Genomic DNA, 13070 nt, shown 5'->3' on the forward strand with positions numbered 1-13070 from the left:
CTCTTATTTAGTTGCCAATTGGAGTGCTGTCTTCGCTATCAGCAATACCATCGTTATCAGCATCTTCATCGGCTGTTAAACCCGAAGCGGCAATATCTTCATCAGTTACGTTTGCTAAGAAGAAGTTAGGAAGCCCATCGTTATCAGTATCAACACTGGCAACACGGTTATCCCTAAAGTCATCTTTGCTTGCAATTAATTCAGCCATTGTGGTGTAAAGGTCAAGTTGGTCGGCTTCACCATTTACCTCGTTAGTGACAAGCGCTGTCGCTTGCTCGTATTCGCCAAGTAAGGTATGCGCTTCGACTAAATCTTCCATGGCATCAATAATGACAGTATCGGCTTGTGTTAAAATAAGCGTTTCAATATCAGCGATAAGTGCTGAGGTTTGTGTTTTCACACTACTGTAAGTGCTGGCAAAGTCAGTAATACTGCCGGCGTTAGCCCCCATGCTAGAAAGCATGCTGTAACGTTCCCAAAAGCCAGTTGCAGACGGACTAAGTAGTATTGTTTCGTTTTTTAGTGATTCGAGTACTTCAAGAAGTTGGTCGCTTGTTAATGTACTTAAACTTTCGTTTACTTCAGTTATTGCATTATTAAATGTAGTTAAGGCTAAGTCGGTAAAGCCTGCATTTATTAAATAACCTAATGTTTCTAAGCGGTATTCAAATCGGTCTTCAATATCTTCTAGTGCACTAATTTTACTTAGTAATTGCGTATTTATTGCGGGGATTTCGTCAGTTAAGCCTGCGCGGTCAAGTGATACCATTACATTGCTATGCACAGTAATTGCAGAAGTGTCGGTTAAAGTTCGTAATGTGCCTGTATTTAGTTTATTTAACATGGTTAAACAGCGATTTGCGGCAGCAGCAGTATCTGAGCCGACTTCTCTACTAATGGTGACTAGTAAACCACAGCCTTTATAGCCAGCTAAGAAAGAAGCAGATGACTCTGCACTTATGTACTCATCAGATGAAATAAACTCACCCGCATACGTTAATACCTCTTTCGCTTGTTCGGTATACCCGTACTGATATAAAATTTGCGCTGTGCCTGCGTTGTTGTCTGTTTCGACTAAACTTCTGAAAAATTCGTTATAATCACCTTCCTCAGTAAAAAAGGTAAAGGCCTCATCGGCTGCATCGGCCACTGAAGAGCCCGACATAATGCTTTTAGCTACGCTAAAGCTATACATAATTTGATTAGCACCACTGATATCAAAATCAGATGAAAGTAAGGCAAACGCAGGATTTTCTTCGAGGTCATAAAGGCCTTCAAGTAATCCGGCCAGAGTTTGTAGTGGATAGGTATAAGTACCTAAATTGGCCTCAGTGTATTCTGAAGCAGCAAAGTCATAGTTGCTATCTATGCCCGTTACACCATAAAACGACAGCGCTAGGTTTACGTATTCTCGAGCTAGCTCAAGCGAGTTTGCGCGAAATAAAACCTCTGCTGCCCATGCGGTATAAAGCGCTTTTAGTCTTTGTGTTTTTTTACCTTTAAATTCGCCGGTTTTTTGAATTTGGTAACCGGTGTTACTTGAAATATTTACTAGCGCAGTAGCAAACGTTTGTGCTGTGAGTTGATTGGCATCAGTTGGGTTGGCAGCATATACCTCTAATGCACCTTCGGCTGCATTTTTAAACGCTGTTTGAAAGTAACCATATGTTTTTGTGTACTCTTCTTCACGTACAATCTCTGCGTAGCTGTTAATGGTATTTAGCAGGGTTTCTGCTTCATCGGTTTGGCCAACATCCATATAGTCATTTACTAAACCAAGTAACCAAGACGCATCGCTACTATTTATATTTTCAAACCCTTTTTCAGCTAAATACTGGTTGTAAGCAGCTAAAGCACGTGAGCGATATTGCGCACCTTGTTCTATTTCGTTGATATTATCTAAAGCAACGGCAACATCTTGTAGGCCACTAGCCAGTGCCGTTTGCTCGTTAATCAGTAATAAATAATCTTCGGCGGTATCTAAAAATCCAGCACGTGCATAAGCGGCAGCTTGCGCTTGGTAAACGGTATAGCGTGAAATTTCATCGTTAATGCTTTCGTTTACAATATCGGCTTGTTTTAAGTGTGATTTACTAGAGCTGTAGTAAAAATTACGTTTGTCTTCATTTGTTACATAAGAAGGGCTTAGTGTAATGCTGGCCGTAATTGGTTCATCAATTACGCCATCGGTGTAGCTAATTTCGAACACTTCATTAACTGAACTTAATGTTTGCGCTTCAAAGGTAAACTCGCCCGTGCTTTCGTTTATTGTAATTACACCATTTTCAGGGGAGGTTACCAGCGTAAATGTTATTTCATCTCCATCGGCATCAACTACATTAATAGTCCCCTCTGTTGTTGATGATGAGGTAACAAATACGTTTGTTGTTTGTAATATCGGCGTATCATTAACATTTTCGACCGTAAAGTTAAGCGTTACATTTGAACTAAGAGAACCATCGCTAGCTGAAATTGAAGCACTATCGCTACCAAAGAAGTCGGCATTAGGTGTGTAAGTAAACTCACCATTTGCTTCTACCGCTATAGTCCCATTACTTGGCGCGTTTGCTAATGTGTAGCTAAGTGCCTCGTCGTCGGTTGCCGTTACTTGAGCAGTAAATGAAGTGTCTTCGTTTACAGTAAAATTTAAATTAGGTTGTGCAAATTGTGGAGCTGTGTTGCCAGAGCCACCACCACAGCCCGCTAAAGCAAGGGCGCATAATATTGGGGTATATTTAATAAACGTGTTCATTATTGTTAATATATAAAGTTAATGATGTTGCGAATGATAACGCATATCAATTAGATTTAAAAGTGTGATTTGTATTTGTATTATAAATAGTGAGTATTCAATTGAGGTTAAAAGTGCGCCTAAAAAGCAAAACCCTGCGCTTAACAGGGTTTATATTGCAAATAAGAGAGCGTTACTAAAATAAGGGGGGATGTAACCAATTATCTAGTTAAGATCGTTAATAATAAGAAGAGGGAAGTTTTTAGCTGAACGCGGCTGCCATTTACCAAAATCAATATTGCGAACTTTGAAATACTCAAGCACTTTAGGTGAATACGTCCAGCCACGGGCGCGCTGTTTTGTGGCTGCGCTGCGTAAACTTGCGCCAAGCCCCACCGTTAGTAGATCGTGATTTACATTTAGCTTTTTATAAAAGGCTTTTTCGCGCAGGCTTGCTTTATTTATCACCTCATCGTAATGAGCACGTAAAGTTTGCCACTTTTGGCTTTTTTGCGGCTCTTTTAAATGTTTAACCATGGCGTCAATATCGCTATCTAACCATTTTGCTGAGGCTGCATCACCATGCCAACCAATAATTGTATTGGGCTCAATTGTAGTAGGGTGCCCGGCAAATAACACATAATTAGCACACGATGAAAAACAAAACTGTTTTATATTTACGGTTAACTTATAAGCCAATATTAGTTCGGCTAAATCCATTCCTAAGTCAATATTTCCGCCGCCGCTGGTAATAGTAAAGGTATTAATTGTGGGGTTGATTTTTAAAATCTCAGCTGCTGTATTGTTATTTTGTTTATTGATTTCGCCACTGTATATAATGGTTTTATCACTTAAGGTTACTTGAGCCTGCAATAACGTGGGGAGTATTAAAAAAAGGGTAAAAATTAATTTATGCATATGAGTTTTAAATGAGTATTTTTGCCAAAGGCTACGTAATTTGGCTAAACGTGGCAAATACTAATTTGGCTAAAGTAGTTAACACCTTTTGACCACTCTTAACTTTGCCCTAATAAACTATCTGTAATGATGTAAATTAGGCACAGTTAAATGGTTTATTTTAAAAAGCGGCTTTACGTAGTGAACGTTAAGCCGCTTTTTATGATTATTAGTAGGGCGTATTCCTTATAATACCAATCTGCAATAATACTTAATCATTTTGAGGGGCTAAACGTGTCGCTATCTGCGTTAAAAAACTCTCATTTACGACTGTATGGATGCAGAAGGTAGAGCAATGCATGAGCAATTGCCGAGAACAACTAAATAGCCAATTTTTTGCCTAGCTATCACCACGGTTTTCCATCCTCAAAATAGATCACTTAATTAAGCATATTGGCTTTGCCATAACTTTGCTGGGTATTTATGCGCCATAAATAAATCATCAATTTGCGCTTGTAGCTTAGGGTACATGGTATCTAAAGTGCTGTCGCCATAATCAAAATAAACCTTTTGGTTACTTAGCTTTGCGATGTTGTTGGCAATGTACTGTTTAAATTGTGCAAATACTTCGTCGTCGTGGCTAAAAATACCTGGCCAATGGGTCGACATACTAATAGCATCCGCAAATTCGTTAGGGTAATTAAGTAGTGTGTACCACGATATAAGCCCACCCATGCTAGAGCCACCAATATAACGGTACTGCGCGCCTTTTTTTACGTTGTAGTTAGACTCAATGTAAGGAATAACTTCTTTAACTAAAAAACGTGAGTAGTTATCTGAGTAAACGTAAGAGGCAAATAGTTTATGGCCTGGCTATTTTTCTAACTGGGAAAGGGCATTTTGCTTTTGCTTGCTTAAGGACTCAAACGGTTTTTGCGGGTAGTATTCGCTGTGGCGGTTTTCTACGGCGTTAGGAATGCCGACCACAATAAATGGACGCACTTTTCCTTGCTCTATTAATGTGCCGGCTACTTCATCTACGCGCCATTCTTGCTTGTTCCATGTGCTGTTGGCATCAAATAGCATGCGGCCATCGTGCATGTAGAGCACATCGTAGGTGGTGTTTTTGTTGTAACCTGGTGGTAGCCAAACATTTAAAAAACGGTTTTTTACAAACTGTGATTCTATATTGTCGATTACTTCAATGTGTCCTTTGCTTACTTGCACGTTAGCTGTGCTTGCATAGCAGGTATGCACTACAAATATTGATAAGCTAAACAGTAAAGCAATTAATTTCATGGTGGCGCCTTAGCATACAAAAAGTACACTATTACAATCTATCATTGTTAATACAATGTGAATACGTATGCACTGGTTAGGGGGGCGTAAATGTAAAAGCCACTTTTTTATTAATTATAAAGTGGCTTTGTTTGGTTGGACTAACGCATAGTAAGTTGTTGATTTATTTCTTCAAAAATACTCGCGTCGTCTATGGTTGAAGGGATTTGTAGTTCGTCGCCATCTATAAGTTGACGTAAATTTTTACGTAGTATTTTTCCGGAACGAGTTTTAGGTAAGCGCTCTACGCTAACTATATTTTTTAAACATGCAATGGCGCCAATTTGATTACGTACGGAGGCAACAAGTGCTTTTTCGACTTCTTGGCTTGACCCTGTGAAGTCATTTTTAAGTACAATCATGCCCATTGGAAGCTGGCCTTTTAGTGGATCGTTTACACCAAATACAGCGCATTCGGCAACCGCAGGATGAGCCGCTACAATTTCTTCCATTTCGCCGGTAGAAAGCCTGTGGCCTGCAACATTTATAACGTCATCAGTGCGGCCCATTATGAATAAGTAGCCGTCTTCATCTATATAACCGCCATCGCCAGAGAGGTAGTAGCCCTTGTATTCACTTAAATAACTGGCTTTAAATCGGGCTTTATCTTGCCAAATAGTGGGTAAGCATCCGGGCGGTAAAGGAAGCTTTATAACTACAGCCCCTTGTTCGTTAGCGGCGCATTCATTACCGTTCATGTCGAGTATACGAACATCAAACCCGGGTGTTGGTACGGTTGAGCTGCCTGGTTTGGTTGTTAATGTTTCTATTCCTATTGGATTACAGGCAATCGCCCAGCCTGTTTCGGTTTGCCACCAATGATCGAGTACCGGAAGTTGAGTTTTCTCTTTTAGCCATTGATAAGTGGGTGGATCGAGGCGTTCGCCTGCTAAAAATAACCGTTTTAAGCTAGAGGTATTATATTTTTTAAAGCCTTCAGCATTAGGATCTTCTTTTTTAATGGCTCTAAATGCTGTGGGTGCGCTAAATAACGCACTCACTTTATATTCTTCAACTACACGCCAAAAAGCGCTGGCATCGGGAGTGCGAACAGGTTTTCCTTCATACAAAACGGTTGCACACCGGTACATTAGTGGTGCATACACAATATAAGAGTGCCCAACTACCCAGCCAATATCTGATGCCGCCCAAAACACCTCACCAGGCTCCATACCATAAACTGTTTTCATGCTGTAGTTCATTGCAACGGCGTGCCCGCCATTTTCACGCACAACGCCTTTTGGAGTACCTGTGGTACCTGATGTATATAAAATATAAAGCGGGTCGTCACCATTTACTGGTATTGGGTCGGCTGCTTGTGCTGTTTGCATGGCATGCGTCCAATCTATATCGCGCAGTTTCACCATGGTTGCAGTGACCTGTTCACGCTGGTAAATAATACAGTGATTTATTTTGTGATTGGCAAGTTCTATGGCGTTATCAATCAGTGGTTTGTATTCAATGATGCTATCGACCTCTACACCGCAAGAAGCACTAAGTATCAGTTTAGGTTTAGCATCGTCGATACGCACAGCTAGTTCGTGCGCAGCAAAGCCGCCAAACACCACTGAGTGTATAGCGCCCAAGCGAGCACAAGCTAACATACCAATAACAGCTTGTGGGATCATAGGCATGTAAATCACTACGCGGTCACCTTTTTGTACACCGTATGATTTCATTACACCTGCAAACTTAGCCACTTGATGTTGTAGTTGGTTGTAAGTATAAATTTGCTTTGTATTGGTGACAGGTGAGTCGTAAATCAGTGCAGTTTGTTCGCCAAAGCCTGCAATAATATGCTGGTCTAGGGCTAAAAAGCTGCTATTTAGTTGTCCATCACTAAACCAATGGTAAAGGCCGTCGTTATCTTTTGTGTAGGCTTGTTTTGGCGTTTTATACCAGGGTATGTTTTTGCTTTGTTCAAGCCAAAACTGAGCTGGATTTTGCTTAAAGGTAGTGTATTGCTGGTTATAAAGGCCTGGCATAACTGGCTCCTAAAACTAATATGTGTGAGAGACCTTACAAAAGGTAGGCTTTTTTATCCGTGTAGGCTATTCGACCTTGGTCGGCTAAAAGTTAATCACATGGTTAGTATGCGTTGCAGTAAGTTTGACAAATAAAGACGCGCGGCTCAGCATTGCCTTATATTTGTAAAGGGTTAATTGTATGAGTAACGAAGTGAGAGTAGGCGTGGCGGTTATTATTATGCGCCAAAACACTATTTTATTAGGTGAGCGTATTGGTGCACATGGTGCAAATACATGGGCAACACCCGGCGGGCATTTAGAGTTTGGCGAGGCAGTTGAGCAATGTGCAATACGCGAGGTATGTGAGGAAACAGGGTTAAATGTAAGTAAAATAACTAAGCTTGATTTTACTAACGATATTTTCAGTGCTGAAAATAAACACTACATTACATTATATGTAAAAGCAGAGTATGAAGGTGGTGAGCCAACTCTTAACGAGCCTGATAAATGTATTCAGTGGCGCTGGTGTGATATTAATAATTTACCTTCGCCACTGTTTACATCACTTAAAAATTACTTAGCTACAGCAACTCTCACGGTTTAGTTGATGGGCTTAATACTAATTTTTTAAAGCTCACTTGTGCGTAATCGCCATTTTGCTTGTCGAGTGCCCATTCGCCTGTACCTAAGCAGCCAGGGTACCAAATACCTTTAGATGATTTAGTGCTACATTGGTTATAAGCACCGGCTTTAAAATAGTGCCAGTCGGCAGCATAACCATGTGGATGATCTTTATAATCCACCTTGCCATATGCATCAACATTGTTCCCTAAGTTAATTGAGTAATTAACGTCTTTTTTACCCTGTGCGGTAAAGGTTAGGTGCATTACATTTCCATGCACGTTCACGGTGTAGCTAAACTCATCACCTAGTGCAATACCTAAAGCCGCTGGGTCATCTGGGTTTTCCCAGGTGTTTCCCCATACTGGGTAGGTAATGTCTGTACGGTTAGGATCTGTTTTTGGTAAGTTACGCTCGTAGTTCCAAAAAACGGAGCCTTTTTTATGACCTGGCCATTTTTTATAGTAAATTTTTAGCGGTTCGTTGCCCCACCCATAACCCAGTTTTGTATCAATTAATGCTTGGTCTTTACCTGCATGAATTTGCCCAACAACAACAGAGTAAGCTGCTTTTTTATTAGGATCTGTAGCTCGAAGTGCTACATGATCAACCTTCAACGTGGCTTCCATTTTTCCACCTACAGAGCCAAAACGCTCTGAAAGGGGATGGACAGCCAATGCAAAATTATTTTTTGAGTTTTTTGTTTTAATTTTGGTATTTGACCCGCGGATCATTTGTCTTAATTCACTACGTGTATTGGTAGAGTTGGCGCTGGTAAGTGCTTTATTTGGCGAGGTAAATACCATATAGCCTTGCTCATCAAGATAGAAAAAATCAGGGTGAGCGTAAGTTTGAATTTCTTCAACGTCGATTGTATCTATTTTTCCATCGTTGTTTAAATCGACCGGTACGTTTATTTTCCATTGCGATAAATCAAATTTTGACGCAGGGACTGCTGCATTATTTTCAACTTTAGTATTTGTACTAGCGCAGCCCATAAATAATAAAGGAGTAACAGCGGCAAGTACTGCGAGTTTAAAAGTAGATGTGTATTTTTTCATGGTTGTCTCTGTGTGATGATTTTAAAAGTAAACGATATTAACTTCGCTTAGCTTTAATTTAACATACCAATTTAAAATATCAACATTACCAATTCTTGGTTTTTATTATTTCAAATAAGATTATTGGTTATACCAATGTGTTTTTTTGCTGTTTTTTGCGCTTTTTATTTAAGTGTTTACGCTGCGCTTTTTTTATGTGCTTAGTTAGCCACTTTGTCATTTTAGGCATTAGCTCAGGGGCAAAATTATGGCCCATACCAGGGACTACTCTTAGCTTGGCCTTTTTTATAAGTGCGGCTGTATTTTTACCTGCATTAAGCGGAATAACCACATCGTCACTGCCATGAATTACGAGTGTTGGGGTTTTAATTTTACGTATTAAATGTTGCCTGTTTTTACTTGCGGCCATTGCAACTAATTGGCGTTTATAACCATTGGGATTGTATGAACGCTTAACTATTTGCGTTGCATGGTGGCGAAGTGTGTCTTCTGTTTGAGGGTAAGCAGGGCTGCCAATTAGTTGGTTCAGCTTAATGTTGTAATTTATTGCTTCATCAAGATTTGGCGTTTTAGGCCTTAATTTTGCTAGTTTTATAAATACACCAATGCTCTTAGCACTTAGCCTTGGTAGGCTAGAGCTCGACATAATTGTTGTTAAACTGAGTACCTTTTTTTTATGTTGCGCTGCGATTAACTGGGCAATCATCCCACCCATAGATGCGCCAACAAAGTGGGCTTTTTTTATTTTAAGTGCGCACATAAGTGCTAAAACATCGTTTGCCATATCATCGAGTAAGTAGGGAGTTTTAGTCGGGATGGAGAGCCGTTTACTTAACCACGATTTAAATAAACTTGCAGGCGGTGCGTGATCACAATGAGTTGACAGACCACTATCGCGATTATCAAATCGAATTACCCTAAAACCGTTTTTAACTAAACCATAATATAACGTGTCTGGCCATACGGTCATTTGAGCGCCAAGCCCCATTATTAGAATGATTGGCGGAGATTTTTTATTGCCTTCGTCTTGATAATGAAGCGTTATACCGTGAGGTGTTTTAATTGTGCGCATAGCCAAGAGGTGTAGTTAGCTTTGCTAAATTGTAGCGAGTATTTATTACAACTTATTTGCAGTATTAGGCAGTGGCAGTTGCCATTTATTTAAAATAGCATTGTATTCGCCACTTTGTTTAATTGCTTCAAGAGCGTCTGATAGTGTATTGGCTGTTTGCGCGTCGAGCATTTTATTCGCCGCAAAATAAAGCGTAGAAGGGAAATCTTCTAGGTGGATCCGCTTAGTGATAAGGCTTGGATCTAACCCCGACATTTTTAGTTCGTTATTAAGGGTGAGTGTATTCATTAATACAAAATCAATACGCTTTTTATACAGCATTTGCCACAGTTGTTGATAGTAGCTCACTAGCACTAAATTTTTGTCTTCTGTAAAGCCCATTTGCTGTAAATATTTAGCACTGGAGTAACCGCGAATTGTGCCTATTTTATAAAACTTAGTGTGGTTTAAGTGTGTTGCCTCTGCTTTACTACTTTTTAAGCTAACTACGTAGGCGTCGGTAAAATATACGTCGCCTAACCATTTAAAGTTATTTGTGCGTGTTGGGGTTTTTAACAAAGAAAGTAAAATAGTGTTTGGGTTGCTTTCAAGCTCGTGAAATGCGCGCGCCATGGGCATTATTTCAAATGAAGCACTTAACGTTGTGTTTTTTAAAACTGCTTTGGCTAAATCCACAAGCGCGCCATCGGCTTGGCCGTTTTCATTTTTAAAATGATATGGGTGTAGGTCTTCTGCAATAAAGTTAAGTGTACTCGTTGCATTTACCGCGGTACAAAACATTAACATAAAGGCGATAATTACAACACGAGGGTGCATAAAACAATCTTTTATAACTAATATGCTTCGAGTTTAAAGAATGTTGACTGAAATATAAACTTAAATGTTTAATAAAAGTAAATAAGTGTGGCTTATTTATCTTTCGAGGTTAAATTTACATCAGTAAGCTTGGTACTTAGGCAAGGTAGAGCCTTTTTAATGTGGTTACGTGTGTTTAGTTTTAAAGTATTCGAGTGGACTGCATGAGTACCAGCGTTTAAAAGCACGATTAAAAGAGCTTTGGTCTTTAAATCCGAGTGCTAAAGCCAACTGCGCTAAATTGGGTTTATTGCATAACTCATTTATACGTCGTTTTCGCTCGGTTTCAAGAAGAAGTAAAAATGTTGTTTCTTGTGATTTTAAATGTCGCTGCAAGGTCCTTGGGGTCATGCTTAAGGCATTTGCAGTGCGTGCTAACGTACAATGTTGTAAATCGAGCTTTGCCATTAAAATTTGACTAACATTTTCAGACATATTTTGCTGGCTAGTAAAAAGACTTAATTGCTGATCAGATACCTGCTTAAGTGCTAAATGTATAGCAGCATTATCGGTTTTAAAGTTTAGGCTTAAGTAACTACTCGGAAAACAAATTTCGTTGTGTTTAGCATGAGTTAAAATTGGGCAATTAAACCATGTTGTTAGCGTATTTATTTGCTCATGAGTGTAGTGATATTTAAAGCTTACTTGGGTTGGTGATAATTCGGTCTTGAGTAATTGGCGCACCACACTCACCCAAGCTGTCATGTTTCTTAACACTACTTGTTCATTGCAGTGGGCATGGGGAAACCAGCGTATAGTGGCTAGGTTTTTGTGTTGTTCAAATTGTGCTTGACCTATATCTGCCACCAAACGGTCGTAATTTAAAAGTGCTTGTATCGCGTTACCTAACCCATTACTCGATTCTACTAAATATCCCAAAACGCCATAGTCAGCGGTGCGAATATGTTGGCCCAGCCGAAACCCAAATAAAGGGTCTTTAAGTGTTTTTTGACCATAATCAAGCAATGAATTATAGCTTTTAAGCGTTATGCGTGGTGACAGCTGTTGTGTTGCACGATTACTGTATTCGTTAAAGTTAATTGCTTTTAAAGCAGCTGCGCTATTTAATCCTCGGCTTTGTAGGTAGTCAAGAATACTCGAAAAGTAATGATCGGCAAGAGTTTGCATTTGTCGCCTAAAGCTAAAAAATGGTCGTGTAAGAGCAAGTTTGCCACGTTAAATTTTATTATGCTATAGGTCCTATTTTTAGTAGTAGTAGCTTATGGTTTCTGTAAATTTAAAATGTACTTTACTTGCTCCACCAGAGAAAGTGGCTGCTGTATTACTTGAACATGCCTATTTAGGACGTTTTTTTAATGCCCAATTTTCACAATTAAAATCACATAATAAAGGTGAAATGAAAGGTGGAGCAGGTGCCATAAGGCAAGTTAAAACCCCGCTTGCTATTTTTAGTGAACAAATTATAAGTGCCAGCAATAAGTATATTTGCTATCGCATAATGGGTGATAAGCCGGTGGCCAATCATCAAGGAGACATATATTTAACTCCCATTGAGCATGAAGGTAATACAGCTACAGTGCTCAGGTATTGCATTACTTTTAAGCCACCATGGTGGATCCCAAGTAGCCTGATTAAGTTATTTGTTAGACATGACATTTCGCAAGCGCTTAATAAACTAGCGCGGTATTTTAAGGAGCATAATGTATGACCATTGAGATGATTTTACTCGCGCTTAGTCCTGTTTTTTTAGTGTTTGTTAGTGTTGAATTTATTAAATACAGGCGTTTTTACGATATAAAAGACAGCATGGCGAATACGGCCTTGGCGTTATTGCATCAAGCTGCCGATGCGCTTTCTTTAATATTACTGATGCCATTATTTAATTGGTTGTATGAATATCGCGTGTTTGATATTGAGCTGTCGGTACTTGGTGTTTTTTTCGCCTTTATTTTGCAAGACTTTTTATATTATTGGTTTCATAGGGCGTCGCATCACATTCATTGGTTGTGGGCTGCACATGTCGTGCATCATAGCTCTACAAAAATGAATTTTACAACGGCATTTAGGCAAAGTTTAATGTACCCCTTAGCCGGTATGTGGGTATTTTGGTTGCCTATGATTTTAATCGGCTTTAACCCTATAACTGTGCTTAGCGTTGTTGCGTTAAATTTGGCGTATCAGTTTTTTGTGCATACACAGGTAGTAAATAAGCTTGGGTGGTTTGAATTTATATTTAATACACCGTCACATCATCGGGTTCATCATGCTATTAATCGGGGCTACTTAGATAAAAACTTTGCTGGCGTACTTATAATTTGGGATAAGTTATTTGGTACCTTTGTAGAAGAAGATAAAAACCAGCCGTGTAAGTATGGCATTGTGGGGCAGCTAAATAGCAATAATCCAATCACTATTACATTTCATCAATGGTGGTACTTAATTAAGCTAACTTACACAACTAAAGGATTTGAAGCTAAGTTAAAAGTTTTGTTTGGTTACCCAACTAGCTCGCAAAAGAAGAATGATAATAGCGTGAAGTATAAAAGTTAAGAGGGGTTATCCACTCT

10 protein-coding genes and 1 pseudogene are annotated in these 13070 nt (G+C 39.3%); 3 read left to right on the forward strand and 8 right to left on the reverse strand.

Annotated features, from left to right (window positions below):
* Nucleotides 1-7: 7 nt before the first annotated feature.
* The 4 genes and pseudogenes from AC27I2_RS01745 to AC27I2_RS01760 all read right to left on the reverse strand — a co-directional run bounded on the left by AC27I2_RS01745 (nt 8) and on the right by AC27I2_RS01760 (nt 6951).
* The gene (locus AC27I2_RS01745; protein WP_487203359.1) at nt 8-2752 is read right to left on the reverse strand and encodes an Ig-like domain-containing protein; all 2745 of its coding nucleotides are present in this window, start codon (nt 2750-2752) and stop codon (nt 8-10) included.
* A gap of 204 nt (nt 2753-2956) precedes the next feature.
* Nucleotides 2957-3649 (reverse strand): hypothetical protein, encoded by a 693-nt coding sequence (locus AC27I2_RS01750; protein ID WP_257903497.1) that lies wholly within the window; start codon nt 3647-3649, stop codon nt 2957-2959.
* A gap of 423 nt (nt 3650-4072) precedes the next feature.
* Nucleotides 4073-4927, reverse strand: a pseudogene (locus tag AC27I2_RS01755) (alpha/beta hydrolase).
* A gap of 140 nt (nt 4928-5067) precedes the next feature.
* Nucleotides 5068-6951, reverse strand: coding sequence for a propionyl-CoA synthetase (locus tag AC27I2_RS01760; RefSeq protein ID WP_487203360.1), 1884 nt, complete (start codon nt 6949-6951; stop codon nt 5068-5070).
* A 181-nt stretch (nt 6952-7132) separates the two neighbouring features.
* Here AC27I2_RS01760 and AC27I2_RS01765 point away from each other — a divergent pair, with 181 nt between their 5' ends.
* Nucleotides 7133-7537 carry a nucleotide triphosphate diphosphatase NUDT15 gene (locus tag AC27I2_RS01765; RefSeq protein ID WP_219421420.1) on the forward strand — a complete coding sequence of 135 codons (405 nt, stop codon included), beginning with the start codon at nt 7133-7135 and terminating at the stop codon, nt 7535-7537.
* Here the strand turns inward: AC27I2_RS01765 and AC27I2_RS01770 are convergent.
* From AC27I2_RS01770 to AC27I2_RS01785, 4 genes are all read right to left on the reverse strand, one after another.
* Nucleotides 7527-8615, reverse strand: coding sequence for a polysaccharide lyase family 7 protein (locus tag AC27I2_RS01770; RefSeq protein ID WP_487203361.1), 1089 nt, complete (start codon nt 8613-8615; stop codon nt 7527-7529). The genes AC27I2_RS01765 and AC27I2_RS01770 overlap by 11 nt on opposite strands.
* Nucleotides 8616-8742: 127 nt before the next feature.
* On the reverse strand, nt 8743-9687 hold the full coding sequence (locus tag AC27I2_RS01775) for an alpha/beta fold hydrolase (RefSeq protein WP_058403126.1): 945 nt from the start codon (nt 9685-9687) through the stop codon (nt 8743-8745).
* A 45-nt stretch (nt 9688-9732) separates the two neighbouring features.
* On the reverse strand, nt 9733-10503 hold the full coding sequence (locus AC27I2_RS01780; protein WP_487203362.1) for a substrate-binding periplasmic protein: 771 nt from the start codon (nt 10501-10503) through the stop codon (nt 9733-9735).
* A 165-nt stretch (nt 10504-10668) separates the two neighbouring features.
* Nucleotides 10669-11670: an AraC family transcriptional regulator gene (locus AC27I2_RS01785; protein ID WP_487203363.1), complete on the reverse strand. Its 1002-nt coding sequence runs from the start codon at nt 11668-11670 to the stop codon at nt 10669-10671.
* 94 nt (nt 11671-11764) lie between these two features.
* Here AC27I2_RS01785 and AC27I2_RS01790 point away from each other — a divergent pair, with 94 nt between their 5' ends.
* Both AC27I2_RS01790 and AC27I2_RS01795 read left to right on the forward strand, forming a co-directional pair.
* Nucleotides 11765-12211: an SRPBCC family protein gene (locus AC27I2_RS01790; RefSeq protein WP_487203364.1), complete on the forward strand. Its 447-nt coding sequence runs from the start codon at nt 11765-11767 to the stop codon at nt 12209-12211.
* A complete protein-coding gene (locus AC27I2_RS01795; RefSeq protein ID WP_487203365.1) occupies nt 12208-13053 on the forward strand; it encodes a sterol desaturase family protein in 846 nt (281 codons plus the stop codon). The genes AC27I2_RS01790 and AC27I2_RS01795 overlap by 4 nt, the downstream gene beginning before the upstream one ends.
* Nucleotides 13054-13070: the final 17 nt, after the last annotated feature.

It is taken from the genome of Pseudoalteromonas sp. NH0006-46, from assembly GCF_057547735.1.

Coding starts and splice junctions, on each gene's coding strand:
- AC27I2_RS01770 (WP_487203361.1), bottom strand. CDS start 8,615: ATGAAAAAATACACATCTACTTTTAAACTCGCAGTACTTGCCGCTGTT.
- AC27I2_RS01785 (WP_487203363.1), bottom strand. CDS start 11,670: ATGCAAACTCTTGCCGATCATTACTTTTCGAGTATTCTTGACTACCTA.
- AC27I2_RS01745 (WP_487203359.1), bottom strand. CDS start 2,752: ATGAACACGTTTATTAAATATACCCCAATATTATGCGCCCTTGCTTTA.
- AC27I2_RS01775 (WP_058403126.1), bottom strand. CDS start 9,687: ATGCGCACAATTAAAACACCTCACGGTATAACGCTTCATTATCAAGAC.
- AC27I2_RS01790 (WP_487203364.1), top strand. CDS start 11,765: ATGGTTTCTGTAAATTTAAAATGTACTTTACTTGCTCCACCAGAGAAA.
- AC27I2_RS01765 (WP_219421420.1), top strand. CDS start 7,133: ATGAGTAACGAAGTGAGAGTAGGCGTGGCGGTTATTATTATGCGCCAA.
- AC27I2_RS01750 (WP_257903497.1), bottom strand. CDS start 3,649: ATGCATAAATTAATTTTTACCCTTTTTTTAATACTCCCCACGTTATTG.
- AC27I2_RS01795 (WP_487203365.1), top strand. CDS start 12,208: ATGACCATTGAGATGATTTTACTCGCGCTTAGTCCTGTTTTTTTAGTG.
- AC27I2_RS01780 (WP_487203362.1), bottom strand. CDS start 10,503: ATGCACCCTCGTGTTGTAATTATCGCCTTTATGTTAATGTTTTGTACC.
- AC27I2_RS01760 (WP_487203360.1), bottom strand. CDS start 6,951: ATGCCAGGCCTTTATAACCAGCAATACACTACCTTTAAGCAAAATCCA.